At 68.0% G+C, this 20,184-nt stretch carries 18 protein-coding genes and 1 pseudogene; 3 read left to right on the top strand and 16 right to left on the bottom strand.

Annotated elements, in window-relative coordinates:
* The 3 genes from JOF42_RS10245 to JOF42_RS10235 form a co-directional block, all read right to left on the bottom strand.
* On the bottom strand, positions 1 to 1,101 hold the full coding sequence (locus JOF42_RS10245; RefSeq protein ID WP_210097764.1) for a branched-chain amino acid aminotransferase: 1,101 nt from the start codon (positions 1,099 to 1,101) through the stop codon (positions 1 to 3).
* A gap of 60 nt (positions 1,102 to 1,161) precedes the next feature.
* Positions 1,162 to 2,205: a 3-isopropylmalate dehydrogenase gene (locus JOF42_RS10240; protein ID WP_210097763.1), complete on the bottom strand. Its 1,044-nt coding sequence runs from the start codon at positions 2,203 to 2,205 to the stop codon at positions 1,162 to 1,164.
* A 75-nt stretch (positions 2,206 to 2,280) separates the two neighbouring features.
* A complete protein-coding gene (locus tag JOF42_RS10235; RefSeq protein ID WP_210097762.1) occupies positions 2,281 to 3,816 on the bottom strand; it encodes an MFS transporter in 1,536 nt (511 codons plus the stop codon).
* Between the two features lie 111 nt (positions 3,817 to 3,927).
* Between JOF42_RS10235 and JOF42_RS10230 the strand changes: the two genes are divergently transcribed.
* A complete protein-coding gene (locus tag JOF42_RS10230) occupies positions 3,928 to 4,473 on the top strand; it encodes a TetR/AcrR family transcriptional regulator (protein ID WP_210097761.1) in 546 nt (181 codons plus the stop codon).
* Positions 4,474 to 4,550: 77 nt separating this feature from the next.
* Here JOF42_RS10230 and serA read toward each other — a convergent pair whose 3' ends face one another.
* The 3 genes from serA to JOF42_RS10215 all read right to left on the bottom strand — a co-directional run bounded on the left by serA (position 4,551) and on the right by JOF42_RS10215 (position 7,128).
* Complete coding sequence (gene serA, locus JOF42_RS10225) at positions 4,551 to 6,155, bottom strand: phosphoglycerate dehydrogenase (protein ID WP_210097760.1); 1,605 nt, start codon at positions 6,153 to 6,155, stop codon at positions 4,551 to 4,553.
* 128 nt (positions 6,156 to 6,283) lie between these two features.
* A complete protein-coding gene (locus JOF42_RS10220; protein ID WP_210097759.1) occupies positions 6,284 to 6,619 on the bottom strand; it encodes a hypothetical protein in 336 nt (111 codons plus the stop codon).
* Positions 6,616 to 7,128: a hypothetical protein gene (locus JOF42_RS10215; protein ID WP_210097758.1), complete on the bottom strand. Its 513-nt coding sequence runs from the start codon at positions 7,126 to 7,128 to the stop codon at positions 6,616 to 6,618. Before JOF42_RS10215 ends, JOF42_RS10220 begins: the two co-directional genes overlap by 4 nt.
* Positions 7,129 to 7,205: 77 nt before the next feature.
* Between JOF42_RS10215 and JOF42_RS10210 the strand changes: the two genes are divergently transcribed.
* Positions 7,206 to 8,141 (top strand): hypothetical protein, encoded by a 936-nt coding sequence (locus JOF42_RS10210; protein WP_210097757.1) that lies wholly within the window; start codon positions 7,206 to 7,208, stop codon positions 8,139 to 8,141.
* Positions 8,142 to 8,205: 64 nt separating this feature from the next.
* On the opposite strand, the pseudogene ilvC reads toward JOF42_RS10210, so the two are convergent.
* The 7 genes and pseudogenes from ilvC to JOF42_RS10175 all read right to left on the bottom strand — a co-directional run.
* Positions 8,206 to 9,306 (bottom strand): annotated as a pseudogene (gene ilvC, locus JOF42_RS10205) (ketol-acid reductoisomerase); the annotation flags it as partial.
* Positions 9,281 to 9,790 (bottom strand): acetolactate synthase small subunit, encoded by a 510-nt coding sequence (gene ilvN / locus JOF42_RS10200; protein WP_210097756.1) that lies wholly within the window; start codon positions 9,788 to 9,790, stop codon positions 9,281 to 9,283. The pseudogene ilvC and the gene ilvN, both read right to left, overlap by 26 nt.
* A 2-nt stretch (positions 9,791 to 9,792) precedes the next feature.
* Positions 9,793 to 11,595 (bottom strand): acetolactate synthase large subunit, encoded by a 1,803-nt coding sequence (locus JOF42_RS10195; protein ID WP_210097755.1) that lies wholly within the window; start codon positions 11,593 to 11,595, stop codon positions 9,793 to 9,795.
* Positions 11,596 to 11,654: 59 nt separating this feature from the next.
* On the bottom strand, positions 11,655 to 13,373 hold the full coding sequence (gene ilvD / locus JOF42_RS10190) for a dihydroxy-acid dehydratase (RefSeq protein WP_210097754.1): 1,719 nt from the start codon (positions 13,371 to 13,373) through the stop codon (positions 11,655 to 11,657).
* A gap of 9 nt (positions 13,374 to 13,382) precedes the next feature.
* Positions 13,383 to 14,180, bottom strand: a complete 798-nt coding sequence (gene otsB, locus JOF42_RS10185) for a trehalose-phosphatase (protein ID WP_210097753.1) — start codon at positions 14,178 to 14,180, stop codon at positions 13,383 to 13,385.
* A gap of 46 nt (positions 14,181 to 14,226) precedes the next feature.
* Positions 14,227 to 15,636: an alpha,alpha-trehalose-phosphate synthase (UDP-forming) gene (locus tag JOF42_RS10180; RefSeq protein ID WP_210097752.1), complete on the bottom strand. Its 1,410-nt coding sequence runs from the start codon at positions 15,634 to 15,636 to the stop codon at positions 14,227 to 14,229.
* A gap of 51 nt (positions 15,637 to 15,687) precedes the next feature.
* Positions 15,688 to 16,962: an MFS transporter gene (locus JOF42_RS10175; RefSeq protein ID WP_210097751.1), complete on the bottom strand. Its 1,275-nt coding sequence runs from the start codon at positions 16,960 to 16,962 to the stop codon at positions 15,688 to 15,690.
* 280 nt (positions 16,963 to 17,242) lie between these two features.
* Here JOF42_RS10175 and JOF42_RS10170 point away from each other — a divergent pair, with 280 nt between their 5' ends.
* Positions 17,243 to 17,521 (top strand): hypothetical protein, encoded by a 279-nt coding sequence (locus tag JOF42_RS10170; protein WP_210097750.1) that lies wholly within the window; start codon positions 17,243 to 17,245, stop codon positions 17,519 to 17,521.
* Positions 17,522 to 17,535: 14 nt separating this feature from the next.
* On the opposite strand, the gene JOF42_RS10165 is transcribed toward JOF42_RS10170, so the two are convergent.
* Genes JOF42_RS10165 through JOF42_RS10155 form a run of 3 tightly spaced genes read right to left on the bottom strand, consistent with a single transcriptional unit; the run spans position 17,536 to position 20,184 of the window.
* Entirely contained in the window at positions 17,536 to 18,738 is a 1,203-nt protein-coding gene (locus tag JOF42_RS10165) for an acetyl-CoA C-acetyltransferase (protein WP_210097749.1), read from the bottom strand.
* Between the two features lie 20 nt (positions 18,739 to 18,758).
* Complete coding sequence (locus JOF42_RS10160; RefSeq protein WP_210097748.1) at positions 18,759 to 19,409, bottom strand: CoA transferase subunit B; 651 nt, start codon at positions 19,407 to 19,409, stop codon at positions 18,759 to 18,761.
* A 1-nt stretch (position 19,410) separates the two neighbouring features.
* Positions 19,411 to 20,184 (bottom strand): CoA transferase subunit A, encoded by a 774-nt coding sequence (locus JOF42_RS10155; RefSeq protein ID WP_210097747.1) that lies wholly within the window; start codon positions 20,182 to 20,184, stop codon positions 19,411 to 19,413.

Genomic DNA, 20,184 nt, shown 5'->3' with positions numbered 1-20,184 from the left:
TCAGGCGTCGAGGCGCAGGAGCCAACCGTGCCTGTCTTCGCGACGTCCGTACTGGATGTCCGTCAGCTCCTCGCGCAGAGAGAGGGCGAGTTCGCCGAGGGGCTGCGCCTCGTCGAAGCCCTCACCGACGAGGGCACCGATCGGAGTCACGACGGCGGCGGTGCCGCAGGCGAACACCTCGACGATGTCGCCGGATGCCACACCCTGGCGCCACTCGTCGATCGAGATCGGTCGCTTCTCGACCGTGTAGCCGCGATCCTCGGCGAGCTGCAGCAGGGAGTCGCGCGTGATGCCCTCGAGGATGCTGTCGGACTCGGGAGTCACGACGCGGCCGTCCTTGAACACGAAGACGACGTTCATGCCGCCGAGCTCCTCGACGTTGCGCTCCTCGTTGAGGAACACGACCTGGTCGCATCCCTTCGACGAGGCCTCGCTCTGCGCCAACAGGCTCGACGCGTAGTTGCCGCCGGTCTTGGCCTTGCCGGTGCCGCCCTTGCCCGCACGCGCGTAGTCCTCGGAGAGCCAGATCCGCACGGGCTTCACGCCACCGCTGAAGTAGGCGCCCGCAGGGCTCGCGATCACGTAGTACGCGACCTTCTGGGCCGCACGCACACCGAGGAAGGCCTCCTTGGCGAACATGAAGGGGCGCAGGTACAGGCTCTGGTCCTCGCCGGACGGGACCCAGCGGCCATCGACGGCGATGATCTCGCGCAGCGACTGGATGAAGTACTCCGTCGGCAGCTCGGGCAGTGCGAGTCGGCGGGCGCTGGCCTGCAGACGCGCCGCGTTGCGGTCGGGACGGAAGGTGTGGATCGAGCCGTCGGCGTGGCGGTAGGCCTTGATGCCTTCGAAGATCTCCTGGGCGTAGTGCAGAACGGATGCGGCAGGGTCGAGCGGGATCGGTCCGTACGGCTGCACGCGAGGACGGTGCCATCCGCCCTTCGTGGACCAGCAGATGTCCACCATGTGGTCGGTGAAGACAACGCCGAATCCGGGGTTCTCGTGCACCTCGGCGACCCGACCGGGTGTCGCGGCGGTCAGGTTCTTGGTCACCGCGAACTCCAGCGGAGCCACGGCGGTCTCGGCGTCGATGGTCGTCATCTCGTCATCCATTCCTCGTGCGGCGCGCGTCCTCGCGCCTTTCCAGCCTACGCCTGTCGCTCAGAGCAGAGCGGTGATCGCGGAGCCGACCTCCGCGGTGCTGCGCGCCCCTGTGCGGGACGCGATGTCGGACTCGACGGCGGCGCTCACGCGAGCGGCCTCTCCGGTGAGTCCGAGGTGGTCGAGCAGCAGCGCGACCGAGAGGATCGCGGCGGTGGGGTCGGCCTTCTGCTGTCCCGCGATGTCGGGCGCGGATCCATGGACCGGCTCGAACATCGAGGGGAACGCGCCGTCGGGGTTGATGTTCCCCGAGGCCGCGAGTCCGATGCCGCCGGTGACCGCGCCCGCGAGGTCGGTGAGGATGTCGCCGAAGAGGTTGTCGGTGACGATCACGTCGAAACGGGAGGGGTCGGTGACCAGGAAGATCGTCGCGGCATCGACGTGCAGGTAGTCCACGGCGACGTCCGGGTGCTCGGCAGAGACCTCGTTCACGATGCGCTGCCAGATCGCGCCGGCGTGCACCAGCACGTTGGTCTTGTGCACGAGCGTGACCTTCTTGCTGCGACGCTCGGCCAGGTCGAAGGCGTAGCGCACGACGCGCTCGACGCCGAACGCCGTATTCACCGAGGTCTCGTTCGCGACCTCATGCGGTGTGCCCTTGCGGATCGCACCGCCGTTGCCGACATAAGGCCCCTCCGTGCCCTCGCGGACGACCACGAAGTCGATGTCGCCCGGGTCGGACAGAGGACCCGCGGCACCGGCGAAGAGCTTCGACGGACGCAGGTTCACGTAGTGGTCGAGCATGAAGCGGAGCTTGAGCAGCAGCCCGCGCTCGATGTTCGCGTCCTTGAGACGGGGGTCCCCAGGGGTCCCGCCCACGGCACCGAGCAGGATCGCGTCGTGGTCGGAGATCGCCTTCAGGTCGTCATCCGTCAGCGTGTCGCCCGTCTCGAGGTACCGCGCGGCACCGAGCGAGAAGCGGGTCTTGTCGAACGTCACGTCGCTCGACGCGGTGACCGCATCCAGGACCTTCTCCGCTTCGGCGACGACCTCGGGGCCGATTCCGTCACCGGGGATGACGGCCAGCTTCACGACACGCGACATGACACTCCTTGCATCGGGATGAACCGGCCAGCGCTCGGACGGATGCCGAGCGGGCCGGTTCTCCCAGCGTACTGGTCAGTGCGAGGGGGTCTTGCGCAGTGTGACGGCCGCGATGAGTCCGGCCAGCACGACCAGGCCCGCACCGATGAGCGAGGTCACCAGGACGCCCGAGCCGAAGGCCGCGGAAGCCGCATCCCACAGTGCATCGCCGAGCTGTGCCGGCAGCTCCTGCGCTGCGGTGTAGGCACCGGCGAGGGTCTCCTTCGCCGCGTGCGCCGCATCCGCGGGAATACCCGCCGGAATCACCAGGGCCCCGCGATAGAAGGCCGTGATCAGGCCACCGAGCACCGCGGTGCCGAGGACGGCGCCGAGTTCGTAGGCCGTTTCGGACACCGCGCTCGCGGCTCCCGCCTTCTCGGCGGGCGCGCTCGAGAGGATCAGCTCGTTCGAGATGGTCTCGGCCGCACCGATGCCGATTCCGAGCACCACGAAGGCGATGATCAGTGGCGCGACACCGTGATCGGAGGTCGTGAACGCGACGAGCAGGTATCCGGCGAGGGAGAAGACGAGTCCTGCCGGCACCAGGATGTGCGGGCGCACCCGACGCGAGATCGGGACGACCGAGAGTCCCGCCACGATCATCGCGATCATCCCGGGCACGAGCGCCGCCCCCGCGGTCATCGGCGAGAGGCCGAGGACCAGTTGGAGGTGCTGCGACACGAAGTAGAGGAAGCCCACGAGCGCGACGACGCTCAGAAGGTTCACCAGGATCGCACCGGAGAAGGAGCCCCGGCGGAACAGCGCCATGTCGAGCATCGGCACCTCGGCATGCAGCTGACGCCGCACGAACAGGTAGCCCATCACGATGCCGAGCAGCGCCCAGCCGCCGGCGGTGAGGCTCGGTCCTTCGACGGCGAGCGACTTGATCGCGTACACCACGGGGATCATCGCGGCCATCGACAGCACGATGCTGACGATGTCGATGCGACCGGGGTTCGGGTCACGGCTCTCGGGCACAAGCAGCGGCGCGGCGATGAGCAGCGGGATGAGCACGGGGACGGCGATCAGGAACACCGAGCCCCAGTCGAAGTGTTCGAGCAGGAATCCGCCCACGATCGGCCCGAGAGCGGATCCGGCCGAGAATGCGGACGCCCACACGGCGATCGCGAGACGACGCTGATCCCGGTTCTGGAAGATCGAACGCAGGAGGGACAGGGTCGACGGCATCAGCATCGCGCCGAAGAAGCCGAGGAGGGCACGGGCGGCGATCAGCAGGCCGGCGGTCGGCGCGAAGGCAGCCAGGGCCGACACCGCCGCGAAGCCCGTCGCGCCGATCAGCAGCATCCGCCGACGTCCGAAGCGGTCGCCGAGGGTGCCCATGGTCACGAGGAGTCCGGCCAGCACGAGCGGGTAGACGTCGATGATCCACAGCTGCTCGGCGCCGGTGGGCGCGAGCGCGATGGAGATCTCGGGGAGCGCGAAACTCAGCACCGTGTTGTCCACCGACACCAGGAGCACCGGCAGCATGAGGACGACGAGCGCCGCCCAGCCTCGGGCTCCGACGCGGGGAGCATCCGTCTCTGTCGTCGGGATCGACGCAGTACGGGTCATGGAACACCTCTCAGAGTCACGACGGCATCGTTACTAAACCGTCCAGATGGTATAGTAACAGAATCGTCACACTGCCGCGGTACTGTGATGCGAGACGAACAGAGGATCCCGATGCCCCGACCTCCCCTGGCGCGAGAACGCGTTCTCGACGCCTTCGAAGCGATCGTCATCGAAGACGGTGAACGCGCAGCCACGCTCGATGCGACGGCCAAGGTCGCCGGCGTCTCGAAGGGCGGGCTTCTGTACCACTTCGGCTCGAAAGAGGATCTGGCCGCCGGGCTGATCGAACGCCTCGACGCGCTCACGACCCTGGATCTCGACCGGATGACGACGGCCGAAGAAGGACCGGTGGCGTACTACGTGCGTACCTCCGTCATGGAGGACGATGCGTTGGATCGCGTTCTGATCGCCGCGACGCGACTCGCGCAGGGCGGCTCGGCGCCGGCAGCCGACGCGCTGCGCAGGAACCGGGACCGATGGGAGGCCACGATCCGCCCCCATGTGCGGGACACCGCGAGCCTGGACCTCGTGATGCTGCTGAGCGACGGGCTCTACTTCAACAACTCCCTCGACGTGCACGGGCCGGAACGACTGGTCCCCCGCAGCGACGAGCTCTCGGATCTGATCGCGCTGGTGCTGCGCGCGACCGCACCCTGACACCGGCCCCGAATGCAGAGAGCGGGAGGGCCGCCTTTCGGCCGCCCTCCCGCTCTGCTGACCGGGGTGTCCCCCGCTCAGACCTCGGTGATCTCGATCTGACGGAAGAGGTCCGCGTCGATGGAGCCGCGCAGGTCGTCGAGCAGGTCGTCCGGCACTGGCGAATCCAGCGTGAGCACGCTGAGCGCCTGGTCTCCTGCGCCGAGACGCGAGATCTGCATGCCGGCGATGTTGATGCCCGCTTCTCCGAACTTCTGACCGTAGACGGCGACGATTCCGGGGCGGTCGGTGTAGAGCATCACGACGTGGTGCTTCTCGATCGGCAGCTCGAGCGCGTGGTCGTTGATGGCGACCAGCTTCTCGGACTGCTTCGGGCCGGTGAGTGTTCCGGAGACCGAGAGCTGCGAGCCGTCGGAGAGAGCGCCGCTGAGGGTGATCACGTTGCGGTACTCGTCGCTCACGTCATCCTTCAGCAGGCGGACCGCGATCCCGCGCTGATCGGCGAGCAGCGGCGCGTTGACGTACGAGACCGTCTCGCTGACGATGTTCGTGAAGACGCCCTTGAGGGCAGCGAGCTTGAGCACGCTGACGTCGTAGTCGTTCAGCTCGCCGTGCACCTCGACATCGAGGCTCGTGAGCGGCGACGTCGCGAGAGCGGCGAAGATCTGGCCGAGCTTCTCGACGAGCGAGATGCCGGGGCGAACGTAGGGATCGATCACGCCTCCGGCGACGTTCACGGCATCCGGCACGAGGTCTCCGCCGAGAGCGAGGCGCACCGAGCGCGCGACCGACACGCCGGCCTTCTCCTGGGCCTCCTCGGTGCTGGCTCCGAGGTGCGGGGTGACGACGACGTTCGGAAGGTCGAGCAGCGGACGCGCCGTGCCGCCCTCTGCCGGGGGCTCGGAGGTGAAGACGTCGAGACCCGCACCGGCGATCTCGCCGGCGACGAGTGCGGCGTGAAGCGCCTCCTCATCGATGAGTCCGCCACGAGCGACGTTGACGACGAACGCCGTCGGCTTCATGGCCTTGAACTGCTCGGCGCCGATCATCCCCGTGGTCTCGGGCGTCTTCGGCATGTGGATCGTGAGGAAGTCGGACTCGGCGACGAGCTCGTCGAGAGTCAGGAGCTGGACGCCCAGCTGCTGGGCGCGGGCCGAGGTGACGTAGGGGTCATACGCGACGACACGCATGTCGAACGCGGCGAGGCGAGCGGCGACGAGCGCGCCGATCCGGCCGAGGCCCACGATTCCGACCGTCTTCTCGAAGAGCTCGGCCCCCGTGAAGGAGCTGCGCTTCCACTGACCCGCCGAGAGCGATGCGTGCGCGGCGGGGATGCGACGGGCGAGGCTGAGGATGTGCCCGACCGTGAGCTCCGCGGCGGAGACGATGTTCGACGTCGGCGCGTTGACCACCATGACACCGGCCGTCGTGGCGGCCTTGATGTCGACGTTGTCGAGTCCGACGCCCGCGCGGGCGACGACCTTCAGCTTCGGAGCGTGGGTGAGCGCCTCCTCGTCGATCTGCGTCGCGGAGCGGATGAGCACCGCGTCAGCATCGGCGAGCGATGCGAACAGCGCCTCGCGATCGGTGCCATCGACGTTGCGGACGTCGAAGTCGGGGCCGAGGGCCTCGATCGTGGCGGGTGAGAGAACTTCGGCGAGGAGCACGACGGGCTTCGGCACAGGGATCCTTCGGGGCAGCGCGACAGGGGGCCGATGCGCCGCACACCGTGGGGGCGCGATCACTCCAACTGTACCCGAGCAGCCCTGCTGCTCCGTGCCGTGTGACGCCCGAGCGTCCGTCGGACCGACTAGGACGCCGCGAGCGTCAGGCTGTATGCGAGCAGACTCAGCCAGAAGACCGCGACGATGCCGAGGCCCGCCAGGAGCACGAGAGCGAGCTCGCCCGCGGACCTCCGCCTGCCGATGAGAGAGGCGAACACGAAGACGATCGCGGGAAAGACGACACCGAAGAGCAGGGTGGCCCACCCGATACCGCTCAATCCGACCTGAGACATGGTGATCAGATGCGCGACGGCATTCCAGATCGCATACGCGTAGAAGAGCCCGGCGAGGCCGAGCACGAGCCCGGACAGCCAGCGGGGCGACGCCGCCGGAGCCGGCTGTGAGATCTGTGTTCCGGTCATAGTCCGACGGCTCCCATCGTCACGAAGGGCCAGGGCACGAGAAGCACGACACCGAGGAGCAGCGCACCCACCCGCATCCATCCCGCCTTGCCGCGAGTGAGCACCAAGCTCGCGACGAACCACAGCAAGGGCGCAGCCACGGCCAGGACGAACCACGGCAGGAACATCGCGTCGATGACGAAGAAGTTCGCGAGCGGCTTGAGCCGCAGCCCTCCGACGACCCAGCCGACGCTGTAGAGAAGATAGATGCCTCCGACGACGCCGAGGATCAGGAGCATCGCCGTGCTCAGCGGCTGCCGATCCTCTTCCGTCTCGAGATGACCGACCGTGTCGCTCCCCTTGCCCACCGCGTTCCACCCGTCGGGCAGCGAGGGGTCGCTCGTCGGGTGTTCGGCGGGCGCGGCCTGCGGCTCGGACCGCTTCGGAGCGGGCGCCTTCGAGGCCTGCTCTGCGGCGCCGACGCCCTCATCGCCGTCCCAGCTCAGGGCGTCGTCGGAATCGGAAGTCATGTCTCCAGCGTAGGACACGGCGTCCACTATGCTCGGGGGCATCTGGGCCGCAGGTGCCCGGTCTGGAGAGGATCACCGTGGCAGAGCAGAACAAGAACGTCGAGCAGAGCGCACCGAGTGGCTCCGTCGACGAGCCCGCCGCAGGGTGGAAGCCGACCGCCGCGGCGAAATCGAAAGCGACCACCTTCCGCTGGATCGCTGTCGCGCTGTGGGTCGTCGCGATCGCCGCCGAGGCCGTCGGCATCTTCTGGCTGCTCCGTCAGCGCGTGTACGTCGGAGAGGACGGCACGCTCCTGCGAGACCCCGACACCGGTCTTCTCGAGGAGCATGGGGTCACCCCGCAGTTCCCGCAGTGGGCGTTCGTCACGCTGCTCGTGCTGCTCGTCGTCATCGCCGCGCTCGCGATCACCGGCTCGATCCTGTGGAAGAAGGCCAACCGCCTGGATCCTGCGCGGAAGTCCGAGACGCTGCGGTTCTTCGTGCAGAACCAGCTCGGTGCGATCATCGCGATCGTCGCGTTCCTCCCCCTGATCATCCTCATCTTCCTCAACAAGGACATGGACAAGGGCCAGAAGGCCACCGCCGGCATCGTCGGCATCGTCCTCGCCGTGCTCGCGACGGTCATCGGCGTCGACTTCACCCCGCCCTCCGTCGAGCAGTACACCGCCGATCAGTCCGCGGTGATCCAGCTGCTCGGCAAGGACGAGGTCGTCTGGGTCGACGGCGGAGCGGTGTATCACGTGTGCGACGAGGTCTCCGACATCCAGACCGGCAGCGAGAAGCGCACCGGAACCACCGCAGAGGCCGTCGAGGCGGGCAAGAGCCGACTCACCCTCAAGTTCGCATCGGAGCTGAACACGTGCGGTCTCGCCGTACCGCTCAACGCGGACGACATCGAGGCGGCACTGCGTGAGATCCAGGGCGGCCAGGTCGACACCGTGCTGCCCGCACCCGTATGGGCGAACGGGGACGACGCCCCCGCCGTGGTGGAGGATGCTCCCGCCGCGGAGTGACTCCCCCGCTGCACGACGAAGGGCCCGGTGCGGATCGCACCGGGCCCTTCGTGTCGGATCAGCGTCAGCGAGCGGCGCTGCCGTCGACGTAGTCCTCATCCTGCTGCTTCCATGCGAAGAGCGAACGCAGCTCCTTGCCGGTGGCCTCGATGGGGTGCGTCTCCTCCTTGGCGCGCAGCGCGAGGAACTCCTCGGCGCCGTTGTCCTGGTCGTCGATGAAACGCTTCGCGAAGGCGCCGTTCTGGATGTCGGCGAGGATCGCCTTCATCGACTCCTTGACCTCGGGGGTGACGACGCGGGGGCCCGAGACGTAGTCGCCGTACTCAGCGGTATCGGAGACGGACCAACGCTGCTTGGCGATGCCACCCTCCCACATGAGGTCCACGATGAGCTTGAGCTCGTGCAGAACCTCGAAGTAGGCGATCTGCGGCTGGTAGCCCGCCTCGGTGAGCGTCTCGAAGCCGGCCTGCACGAGGTGGCTGACGCCACCGCAGAGCACTGCCTGCTCGCCGAACAGGTCGGTCTCGGTCTCTTCGGTGAACGTGGTCTTGATGACGCCGGCGCGGGTGCCACCGATGGCCTTCGCGTATGAGAGCGCGGTCGCCCAGGCGTTGCCCGATGCATCGCGCTCGACGGCGATGATGTCGGGGATGCCGCGGCCGGCGACGAACTCACGGCGCACGGTGTGACCCGGTGCCTTCGGTGCGACGAGGATGACGTCGACGCCCTCGGGAGCGTCGATGTAGCCGAAGCGGATGTTGAAGCCGTGTGCGAAGGCGAGCGTCTTGCCCTCGGTCAGGTTCGGAGCGATCGACTCGCTGTAGATCGTGCGCTGGTGCTGATCCGGCGCGAGGATCATGATGAGGTCGGCCCACTGCGTCGCCTCGGCGACGGTCTTGACCGCGAAGCCGGCCTCCTCCGCCTTCGGTGCCGACTTCGAGCCCTCCTTGAGGGCGATCGCGACCTCGACGCCCGAGTCGCGAAGGTTCTGCGCGTGCGCGTGACCCTGCGAGCCGTAGCCGACGATCGCGACCTTCTTGCCCTGGATGATCGACAGATCGGCGTCTGCGTCGTAGAAGATCTCGGTGCTCACTGGTTTCTCTCCTTGATTGGTGTTCGTGTACGTGTGTGAAGACTGGTCAGCCGCGCAGGACGCGCTCCGTGATGCTCTTGCCGCCGCGGCCGATGGCCAGCAGACCCGACTGCGCGATCTCCTTGATGCCGAAGGGCTCGAGGGCGCGAAGCAGAGCGTCGACCTTGCCCCGGTCCCCCGTGACCTCGATCACGAGGGCGTCCGACGCGTAGTCGACGACGGAGGCGCGGAACAGGTTCGCGACCTCGATCACGTTCGAGCGCGTCGCGTTGTCAGTGCGCACCTTGACGAGCATGTGCTCGCGCTGCACCGACGTCGGGAAGTCCAGCTCGACGATCTTGATGACGTTGATCAGCTTGTTGAGCTGCTTCGTCACCTGCTCGAGGGGAAGGTCCTCGAGGTCGACGACCACGGTGATGCGCGAGATGCCGGGCACCTCGGTCACGCCCACCGCGAGCGAGTCGATGTTGAAGCCGCGGCGGGCGAAGAGCCCTGCGACGCGGGTCAGCAGACCCGGGGTGTTCTCCACGAGGAGGCTCAGCACGTGAGTCGACATGGTCAGTCCTCCTCGTCGAATGCGGGCGCGTGCTCGCGGGCGTACTGGACGTAGCTGTTGCTCACGCCCTGGGGAACCATCGGCCAGACCATGGAGTCCGCGCTGACGACGAAGTCGATGACCACGGGGCGGTCGTTCGTCTCGAGAGCGAGCTTGATCGCGGCATCCACCTCCTCTTCCTTCTCCACGCGGATGGCGAGGCAGCCGTAGGCCTCCGCCAGCTTCACGAAGTCCGGGATGCGCACGGTTCCGTGCCCCGTGTTGAGGTCGGTGTTCGAGTGGCGTCCGTCATAGAACAGCGTCTGCCACTGACGCACCATGCCGAGCGAGGAGTTGTTGATGATCGCGACCTTGATCGGGATGTTGTTGATCGAGCAGGTCGCGAGCTCCTGATTCGTCATCTGGAAGCATCCGTCGCCGTCGATCGCCCACACCACACGGTCGGGCTCGGCGACCTTCGCACCCATCGCGGCGGGGACGGAGTAACCCATCGTGCCCGCTCCCCCGGAGTTCAGCCAGGCATTGGGGCGCTCGTACTTGATGAACTGCGCGGCCCACATCTGGTGCTGCCCGACACCGGCGGCGTAGATGCCCTCCGGGCCCGTCAGCTCGCCGATCCGCTGGATCACGTACTGCGGCGCGAGCAGACCGTCGGTCGTCGGAGCGTAGCCGAGGGGGAACTCGTTGCGGAGTCCGTCGAGGTACGACCACCATTCTTCGGTGTCGGGAGTGGTCGTCTCGGTCGCACTGCGGAACGCCGACTCGAGGTCGACGAGCACATCGCGCACATCGCCCACGATCGGCACGTCCGCCGTGCGGATCTTGGAGATCTCGGCGGGGTCGATGTCGACGTGCACCACCTTCGCGTTCGGGGCGAACAGCGCGGCCTTGCCGGTCACGCGGTCGTCGAAGCGGGCTCCGAGAGACACGATGAGGTCGGCCTCCTGCAGCGCGAGCACCGCAGGAACGGTGCCGTGCATACCCGGCATGCCGAGGTGCTGCTGGTGCGAGTCGGGGAACGCGCCACGGGCCATCAGCGTCGTGACCACCGGTGCATTGGTGGTCTCGGCCAGGGCGAGCAGCTCGGCCGATGCACGACCGCGGATGACGCCACCGCCGACGTACAGCACCGGCTTCTTGGCCTCGGCCAGAAGCGCGGCGGCCGCCTGGATCTGCTTGCCGTGGGCCTTGGTCACCGGACGGTAGCCGGGCAGATCGATCTTGGCCGGCCAGATGAACGGCGCCATCGCCTGCTGGGCGTCCTTGGTGATGTCCACGAGAACAGGACCCGGGCGACCCGTCGAGGCGATCTCGTAGGCGGCCGCGAGGGCGCCGGGGATCTCGGACGCGTCCTTGACGAGGAAGGAGTGCTTCGTGACCGGCATCGTGATGCCCACGATGTCGGCCTCCTGGAACGCGTCCGTGCCCATGAGCGTCGAGAACACCTGGCCGGTGATCGCGAGCAGCGGCACCGAGTCCATGTAGGCATCCGCGATCGCGGTCACGAGGTTGGTCGCGCCGGGACCGGACGTCGCGATGCAGACTCCGACCTTGCCGGACGAGGAGGCGTACCCCTCGGCGGCGTGGCCGGCGCCCTGCTCGTGACGCACCAGGATGTGCCGGAGTTCCGACGCATCCATGAGCGGGTCGTAGACGGGGAGGATGGCGCCGCCGGGCAGGCCGAAGACATCCTTCACGCCGAGGAGCTCGAGTGTGCGGACCACGGCCTCGGCCCCGGAGATCTCAGGGGCGGCGGACTTGGGCGCGGGCGGCCTCGGCACAGCCGAGACGGTGTCAGCAGTCATGACATTCCTTCTGATGGTCTGTTGGCGACGTCGGAGGCCGGGGCCGGAGCCGACGCTGATCAGCCGGTCGTCGCGCCCTCGGCGGCGGACCGCACGAGACGCGAGTACTTGGCAAGAACGCCACGGGTATAGCGCGGGGGTAGCGGCTCCCAGCCAGAGCGGCGGGAGGCGAGCTCCGCCTCGTCGACGAGTAGGTCGAGAGAGCGAGCTGCGATATCGACCCGTATCAGATCACCATCGCGCACGAAGGCGATAGGACCTGCGTCCACCGCTTCGGGTGCTATGTGGCCGATGCACAGGCCGGTTGTGCCGCCTGAGAATCGTCCGTCAGTCAAGAGTAGTACATCTTTTCCGAGCCCCGCGCCCTTGATGGCCGCGGTGATGGCGAGCATCTCGCGCATACCGGGTCCGCCCTTCGGGCCCTCGTAGCGGATGACGATGACCGTGCCGGCCTCGATCTCGCCGTTGGCGACCGCATCCATGGCCGCGCGCTCGCGCTCGAACACACGGGCAGGGCCCTCGAAGACAGCGGCGTCGAACCCCGCGGTCTTCACGACGGCGCCCTCGGGGGCGAGCGATCCGTGCAGGATCGTCAGGCCGCCGGTGGCGTGGATCGGGTTGTCGAACGTGTGGATGACCTCGCCGTCGATCGGCTGCGGGTCGAGGTCAGCGAGGTTCTCGGCGAGCGTCTTGCCGGTCACGGTGAGCGCGTCTCCGTGCAGCAGGCCCTCGTCGAGCATCGCCTTCATGATGACCGGGATGCCGCCGTGGCGGTCGACGTCGTTCATCACGTACTTGCCGAAGGGCTTCATGTCCGCGACGTGCGGGACCTTGTCGCCGATGCGGTTGAAGTCGTGCAGGCTCAGCTCGACATCGGCCTCACGGGCGATGGCGAGGAGGTGCAGCACGACGTTCGTCGAGCCGCCGAGCGCCATCGCGAGCGCGATCGCGTTCTCGAACGCCTCCTTGGTCAGGATGTCGCGCGTCGTGATGCCCTGACGGAGCAGGTTGACGACGGCCTCACCCGAACGGTGCGCGAAGTAGTCGCGACGACGATCCGCTGCGGGCGGAGCGGCCGAGCCCGGAAGACTCAGACCGAGCGCCTCGGCGACGGACGCCATGGTGTTCGCGGTGTACATGCCGCCACAGGCGCCCTCGCCCGGAGCGATCGCGCACTCGATGCGCTTGAGGTCCTCTTCGCTCATGAGGCCGGCGCGGCACGCGCCGACCGCCTCGAACGAGTCGATGATCGTGACGTCCTTCTCGGTGCCGTCCGACAGCTTGACCCACCCCGGCGCGATGGAGCCGGCGTAGAGGAACACGCTCGACAGGTCGAGTCGCGCGCTGGCCATCAGCATTCCGGGGATCGACTTGTCGCACCCGGCGAGCAGCACGGATCCGTCGAGGCGCTCAGCCATCATCACGGTCTCGACCGAGTCGGCGATGACCTCGCGCGACACGAGAGAGAAGTGCATCCCCTCGTGACCCATCGAGATGCCGTCGGAGACGGAGATCGTGCCGAACTGCAGCGGATAGCCGCCACCCGAGTGCACGCCCTCCTTGGCGCCCTGCGCCAGGCGGTCGAGGCTCAGGTTGCAGGGCGTGATCTCGTTCCAGCTGGACGCGATACCGATCTGGGGCTTGTCCCAGTCTGCGTCGCCCATGCCGACGGCACGGAGCATGCCTCGGGAGGTCGTAGCCTCGATGCCGTCGGTGACGACGCGGCTGCGGGGCTTGATGTCGATGGGCGCGCTGCTGGAGGGATCATGCGAGGACATGACGGAAGTCTATTCCCGCTGAGAGGTGCGCTCGTCCGCGAGCGCCTCCAGAAGCTGAGCCATCTCTTGTGGATTCTCCACACGGAGTACGGCGGCGCTCTCCCCCGGGCCCACTCGGACCCCGAGATCGTCGTCGCCGAGAACACGCATCGCGTCCTCATCCGTGACGTCGTCGCCGGCGAACAGGATGCCGGTCGCATCGAAGTGCTCGCGAAGAGCAGCCATAGCCGCATCCTTGCCTTCGTTCCTCGATGAGAACTCGAGAACGCGGTGCCCTGCGCGGCGGCGCCAATGCGGGAAGCGCTCGGCCACGAGAGCGTCGATCTCGGCGAAGACCTCCTTCTCGACCTCGCGCGTGGCCGTGCGGGTGTGCACGCCCATTCCGAAGGTCTTCGGCTCGAACTCCGCACCCTCGTGACGATCGATGATCGGGCGTGCCGCCGCCCACAGTTCTTCGCGGTCGCCCTCGGCCGTGTCGGCTCCGGTGGCGTCCGCATCCCCGATTCCGGGGTACCAGTACTGGGCCCCGTGCGAACCGGCCAGGGCGATGGGCGAGTCGTCGGTGTGCTCGGTGATCTCGCGGAGATCGTGCATGCTCCGACCTGAGACGTACGCGACGACCGTGTCGGGAAGAGCCGCGAGGCGGGCGACCTGAGCCGCGACCTCGGGAAGGGCGCGCGCGGCCATGGGGTCCGGAACGAGCGGCGACGCCGTGCCGTCGAAGTCGAGGGCGACGACAAGTCTCGGGGTCGCGGCGATGGCGCTCAGCGCCGCGTCAGCGGTTCCGGGGGTCCAGGTGCGGGTCACAGGGTCTCCAATCGAGGCGGGTTCCCTCCCAGTATGACCGCCGTGATCAGCGCTTGCGGACCTCGTCGAGGGCACGGAGGAACGACGACGACCACGCGTTCACGTCGTTCTCGAGCACGCGGCGTCGGAGCGACCGCATCCGCTTCCCCTGCTCCGAAGGCGTCATCGACACGGCCGTCATGATGGCGTCCTTCAGGCCGGCGATGTCGTGCGGATTCACCCTCACGGCCTGGCGCAGCTCGTCCGCCGCGCCGGTGAACTCGCTCAGCACGAGCACTCCACGGTTGTCGGCGCGAGTGGCGACGTACTCCTTCGCGACGAGATTCATGCCGTCGCGAAGCGCGGTGACGAGCATGACGTCGGCGGCGAGGTACAGCGCGACCATCTCCTCGCGCGGGTATCCCTGGTGCAGGTATCGGATCGCCGTGTGGCCCATCGTGTCGTGGTCGCCGTTGATGCGCCCGACGGCGAGTTCGATCTCGTCACGGAGGTGCACATACGCGTCGACGCGCTCACGGCTGGGGCTCGCGACCTGGACGAACGTGACGTCCTCGACGCTGAGCTGACCGTCCTCGAGCAGCTCGCCGTACGCCTTGATCCGATGCCGGATCCCCTTGGTGTAGTCGAGTCGGTCGACCCCGAGCAGGATCTTCTTCGGGTTGCCGAGGCTCTCTCTGATCTCGGCCGCCCGCGCGCGCACATCGGGGCGGGCAGCGAGCTCGAGGTACGGCGCCGTGTCGATCGAGATCGGGAAGGCGCGCGCCACCGCGGTGCGGGTGCCGCCGTCGTCGGTCGGGATCGTGACCGCCGAGCCCTTGACGTCATGACGCAGCCGACGGCGCACGGCGGTCAGGAAGTACGTGGCATCCTGCGCGCGCTGGAATCCGATGACGTCGGCGCCCAGGAGTCCTCGGAGCACCTGATCGCGCCACGGCAGCTGCGCGTACAGTCCGTGTGCGGGGAACGGGATGTGGTGGAAGTAACCGATCGTCACATCCGACCGCAGCTCGCGGATCATCTGAGGAACCAGCTGCAGCTGGTAGTCGTGCACCCACACCGTGCCGTTCGGCGCCGCGACCGCCGCGGCGGCCTCGGCGAAGCGTCGGTTCACCTTGACGTACGCCTCCCACCACTCGCGGTGGTACTGCGGCGGCGCGATCACGTCGTGGTACAGCGGCCAGATCGTGTCGTTGGCGAAGCCCTCGTAGTAGTCGGCCACCTCTTCGGCGCTGAGCGGCACCGGAACGAGATCGATGCCGTTGATCTCGAACGGGTCGAGTTCGACATCCGGCTGCCCGGGCCACCCGACCCAGGCACCGCGCGCGCTGCGCATCATGGGCTCGAGGGCGGCGACCAGACCGCCGGGCGACGTGCGCCACTCCTCGCCGCCATCGGGTCCCACGACGCGGTCGACGGGAAGTCGATTGGCGACGACGACGAAATCTGCGTCTGACATGGGTGGGGGCTCCTGACGCTGCAGTGGTGGTGCTCCTCAGGCTACAGAGGCTCAGTTCGAGGCTACGCGACGTCCGGGGATGCTCAGTCGCCAGTTGACAAGCCCCGCGGCGAACGCTACTGCCGCGGCGATGATCGGAAGGATCAGAGCGCTGCCCGTCCCGACGTTCTCGGCGAGCTCTCCGGCGACGGCCGCGCCGAGCGACTGTCCCACGACGATGCCCGAGCCGAGCATCGTCATCACTGTCGCCGAGCGCCCGAGCGGGCTGCGCGCCGCGCCGAAGCTGTACTGGGTGACGAGGGTCGGCCCGATGCCGATGCCCATGATCGCCAGCGCCACCATCATCATGGCCGGCGAGTCGACGAACAGGAGCAGCACGCTGCCGGAGAGCAGGATGCCGGAGAACACCAGCCACCGCGCCCGCAGCGAGAACCTCGCCGGAAGCCACGCGACGCCGAGCGCGAGGATCGCAGATCCGACGCCCATCACCCCGTACAGCAGGCCTGCCTGCTCGGGGGCGCCGCGGTCGGCCATGAACGACGTCAGCGAGGTCAGCATCGTGCCGAAGAAGATCCCCACACCGAGGATGCCGACGACGACGATCAGGACCTTCGGCGTGAACAGCTCGGAGACCGACGACGGTGCGCGACCGTCTCCGTCTCGGTGTACGGAGACGACCCGCGCGCTCGGATGCAGCGCGAACGCGCCGACGAACACGACGGTGAGCACGGCTGCGCCCACGAGAGGAGCCCACGGTGACAGGGCGGAGGCCAGGATGCCCACGATGAAGGGTCCGAAGACGAACACGGTCTCATCGGCCGCGGATTCGTAGGCCATCGTTCCCGACAGCGTGCGGCTGCGCACGGCCTCGGGCATCCGATCGGTGATCATCGTCACGAGCCGGGAGCGCGACATGGGTGCGACCTGAGGCGCGGTGGCCCCGATGCCGAAGGCGGAGATGAGGACGAGCGCATCAGCGGCACCCGCGTAGACGACGACGGTGAACAGCACGAGCATCGCGCCGTTCGCGATCGCGAGGATCAGGAGGACGGTGCGCTGTCCGAAGCGGTCGGCCGCCGCACCGAGCAGGGGCCCGAAGCAGGCTGTTCCGAGGCCGACGGCTGCGGAGGTGAGTCCTCCGAGCGAGAGGGAGCCTCGCGCCGAGACGACCACCGTGAGGACGCCGACGACCATCATCGCGAACGGGAGCCGGGCGACGAAGGCGATGAGGAAGTAGGGCAGACCCGCGATGCGGAGGAGACCTGGCCCCTCCGGCGTCGGACTCTGGGGATGGTGCTGAGGTGCGGGTGTCGTTGCGTGCGTCATGGCTCTCGCGCGCCCAGAGGACGCCGGGTCGGGTGCCGCCGCTGTCCGCCGGAAAGCCGGCGGCCGGTAGATACACGGATTGCGGCCGCGGACCAGCCGCGACACCCCCATGATACCGCGCCGGCTCAGGCGACGCCTGGGCATCTGCGGAACCGTCGTGCGTGACGCGGTCTGACGGGCGTGCGCGGCGCGTGACTCTCACCATGTCTGCGCCTGACAGAACCCGCACCGGGTTGTCAAGGCTGGGCGCGGCACGGCCGATGCCGGGTAGCGTGAAGGCATGAACTACCTCTCGGGTACCGGACTCATCGGCGCGATCATGACCGGGGTCACCCTGCTCCGCGGTTCCCGCGAGACGAAGATCACCTGGCGATCCGCCCTCGCGTGGCTGAGCTGGGGCATCAGCCTCGCCCTCGCCATCGGCGCCGTCATCGACACTCGGCGCGCCAGACAAGGACGCCCGGTGTCGCCCGACTCCCCCGTTTATGCGAAGCAGCAGAAGGCCTTCGAGAAAGAAGCGAAGAAGAACCCCCGGGACTTCACGCCCTCGAAGCGCTGACGCCGACGCGGCGATCAGCGGGTGAGAATCAGCGCCTCGCCCTGGCCGCCACCACCGCACAGCCCGACCGCCGCCGTGCCCCCGCCCCGGCGCGCGAGTTCGTGTGCCATGTGGACCACGAGACGGGTGCCGGATGCTCCGATCGGGTGACCGATCGCGATGCCACCGCCATGGATGTTGACGATCTCGCTCGACAACCCCAGTTCGACCTGCGACCGCGCCACCACTGCACCGAATGCCTCGTTGATCTCGACGAGGTCCAGATCTGCAAGGGTGATCCCCTGTTTCTCGCACGCGCGTTCGATGGCTCGCGCGGGCTGCGCCTGCAACGAGTTGTCCGGCCCCGCCGTCTGACCGCTCGCCCCGATGGTCACCAGCACCGGCCAGCCTTTGGTCTCGGCGACCTCGCGGGTCGTGACGACGACCGCCGAGGCGCCGTCCGAGATCTGCGACGAGTTCCCCGCGGTGATCGATCCTCCCTCGGCGAACGCCGCGCGAAGCCCACCCAGTGATTCCACCGTCGTGTCAGGTCGGATCCCCTCGTCGGCCGTCACCCTGAGGTCTTCGCCCCTGCGCTGGGGCACCGAGACCGCAACGATCTCGTCGTCGAACACCCCGGCCGTCTGCGCGGCAGCCGCCCGCTGGTGAGACAGCGCCGCCACGGCATCCTGCGCCTCTCTGGTCAGCTCGTACCGAGCGTTGTGGCGCTCCGTGGACGCACCCATGCTCTCCCGGTCGTACGCGTCGGTGAGGCCGTCGTAGGCCATGTGGTCGATCACCTCGACGGATCCGTAGGTCCAGCCGTCGCGAGAGCCCATCAGCAGGTGAGGGGCGCGGGTCATGGACTCCATCCCTGCGGCGACGACGACCTCCGCGTCGCCCGTGCGGATCATCCTTGCGGCGTCGATGATCGCTGTGAGCCCCGAGAGGCAGACCTTGTTCACTGAGTGAGCGGGCACCTCCCAGCCGATCCCCGCACCGATCGCCGCCTGGCGTGCGGCGTTCTGCCCCGAGCCCGCGGCGAGGACCTGACCGACGATCACCGCGTCGACATCGGCCGGGTCGACGCCCCCCTGCTCGAGGGCGCCGCGGATCGCGAACGCGCCCAGCTGCGGCGCCGTGAAGCTCGCGAGCTGTCCCTTCAGCCGCCCCTGCGGAGTGCGGGCGGCGGCGACGATGACGACATCCTCGCGGTCGTTGTGATCGTGTGCGGTCATGTCTGTTCCTGTCCTGTCGTTCAGCTCTGATGCAGCGCGTCGGCGATGATGAGCGGCGGTTCGGTGGCTGCCACGACCTGCTCCACGGTCACGCCCGGTGCGAGCTCGACGAGCACCAGCCCTTCCGGCGTGACGTCGATCACCGCGATGTCGGTGATGATCCGATCCACCACTCCTCTCCCGGTGAGCGGAAGGGAGCACTCATCGACGATCTTCGCCGAGCCGTCCTTGGCCACGTGCTCCATGAGCACGATCACGCGGGCCGCGCCGTGCACGAGGTCCATCGCGCCTCCGGGACCTTTCACCATCTTCCCCGGGATCATCCAGTTCGCGAGGTCGCCCGCCGCCGACACCTGCATGGCCCCGAGGATCGCGGCGTCGATCTTGCCGCCGCGGATCATCCCGAAGCTCAGCGCCGAATCGAAGAACGCCGCTCCGGGAAGGACGGTGACGGTCTCCTTGCCCGCGTTGATGAGGTCGGGGTCCACGGCATCCTCGTGAGGATACGGCCCCACACCCAGGATCCCGTTCTCCGACTGGAGCACCACCGTCACACCGGGCGGCACGTGATTCGGCACGAGCGTCGGCAGTCCGATCCCGAGGTTGACGTACAACCCGTCCTGCAGTTCGGCGGCCGCACGGGCCGCCATCTCGTCACGTGTGAGTGCCATCTCAGGCTCCTTCCGCTGCGACCGTGCGCCGCTCGATGCGCTTCGGGATGTCGCCACCCACCTCGACGATCCGGTGCACGAAGACGCCCGGAAGGTGCACGCGATCCGGGTCCAGCTCGCCGGGTTCGACCATCTGCTCGACCTGCGCGATGCAGATCCGTCCGGCCATGGCGGCCAGAGGGTTGAAGTTCCTGGCGGCCTTGTTGAAGATGAGGTTGCCGTGCCTGTCACCGGCCAGAGCGTGCACGAGCGCGAAATCGGTCGTGATCGCCTCTTCGAGCACGTAGTCACGCGGCTCTCCGTCGGTCTCGAAGGTCCGCACGTCTTTCGGAGGGGATGCCACGGCGATCGTGCCGTCCGGGTTGTAGCGTCGGGGAAGCCCGCCCTCGGCGACCTGCGTGCCCACTCCGGTCTGCGTGAAGAAGGCGGCGATCCCCGATCCGCCGGCTCGGAGCTTCTCGGCCAGCGTCCCCTGGGGCGTGAGCTCCAGCTCGAGCTCCCCCGACAGGAACTGACGTTCGAACTCCTTGTTCTCGCCGACGTACGACGACGTCATCTTCCGGATGCGGCGGGCAGCGAGCAGAACCCCCAGCCCCCAGTCATCCACTCCGCAGTTGTTGCTCACGATGCTGAGGTCGCGCGTCCCCTGCGCAAGGAGTGCCTCGATCAGGGCGATCGGGTTGCCGGAGAGCCCGAACCCGCCCACAGCCAGGGACGATCCGTCCGCGATGTCCGCGACAGCCTCAGCTGCCGATGCCCACTGTTTGTCGATCAC

This window comes from Microbacterium phyllosphaerae (genome assembly GCF_017876435.1).
In the GTDB taxonomy this organism is placed as follows: Bacteria; Actinomycetota; Actinomycetes; order Actinomycetales; family Microbacteriaceae; genus Microbacterium; species Microbacterium phyllosphaerae.
Note: the sequence above shows the minus strand (reverse complement) of the source record. Positions and strands in the feature narration are given on the sequence as shown.

What these genes read in the sequence shown, in the direction of transcription:
- JOF42_RS10220 (WP_210097759.1), bottom strand. Translation starts at nt 6,619, where the DNA reads ATGACCGGAACACAGATCTCACAGCCGGCTCCGGCGGCGTCGCCCCGC.
- JOF42_RS10170 (WP_210097750.1), top strand. Translation starts at nt 17,243, where the DNA reads ATGAACTACCTCTCGGGTACCGGACTCATCGGCGCGATCATGACCGGG.
- JOF42_RS10175 (WP_210097751.1), bottom strand. Translation starts at nt 16,962, where the DNA reads ATGACGCACGCAACGACACCCGCACCTCAGCACCATCCCCAGAGTCCG.
- JOF42_RS10245 (WP_210097764.1), bottom strand. Translation starts at nt 1,101, where the DNA reads ATGACGACCATCGACGCCGAGACCGCCGTGGCTCCGCTGGAGTTCGCG.
- ilvN (WP_210097756.1), bottom strand. Translation starts at nt 9,790, where the DNA reads ATGTCGACTCACGTGCTGAGCCTCCTCGTGGAGAACACCCCGGGTCTG.
- JOF42_RS10215 (WP_210097758.1), bottom strand. Translation starts at nt 7,128, where the DNA reads ATGACTTCCGATTCCGACGACGCCCTGAGCTGGGACGGCGATGAGGGC.
- JOF42_RS10235 (WP_210097762.1), bottom strand. Translation starts at nt 3,816, where the DNA reads ATGACCCGTACTGCGTCGATCCCGACGACAGAGACGGATGCTCCCCGC.
- JOF42_RS10195 (WP_210097755.1), bottom strand. Translation starts at nt 11,595, where the DNA reads ATGACTGCTGACACCGTCTCGGCTGTGCCGAGGCCGCCCGCGCCCAAG.
- JOF42_RS10165 (WP_210097749.1), bottom strand. Translation starts at nt 18,738, where the DNA reads ATGACCGCACACGATCACAACGACCGCGAGGATGTCGTCATCGTCGCC.
- JOF42_RS10180 (WP_210097752.1), bottom strand. Translation starts at nt 15,636, where the DNA reads ATGTCAGACGCAGATTTCGTCGTCGTCGCCAATCGACTTCCCGTCGAC.
- JOF42_RS10230 (WP_210097761.1), top strand. Translation starts at nt 3,928, where the DNA reads ATGCCCCGACCTCCCCTGGCGCGAGAACGCGTTCTCGACGCCTTCGAA.
- ilvD (WP_210097754.1), bottom strand. Translation starts at nt 13,373, where the DNA reads ATGTCCTCGCATGATCCCTCCAGCAGCGCGCCCATCGACATCAAGCCC.
- JOF42_RS10240 (WP_210097763.1), bottom strand. Translation starts at nt 2,205, where the DNA reads ATGTCGCGTGTCGTGAAGCTGGCCGTCATCCCCGGTGACGGAATCGGC.
- JOF42_RS10160 (WP_210097748.1), bottom strand. Translation starts at nt 19,409, where the DNA reads ATGGCACTCACACGTGACGAGATGGCGGCCCGTGCGGCCGCCGAACTG.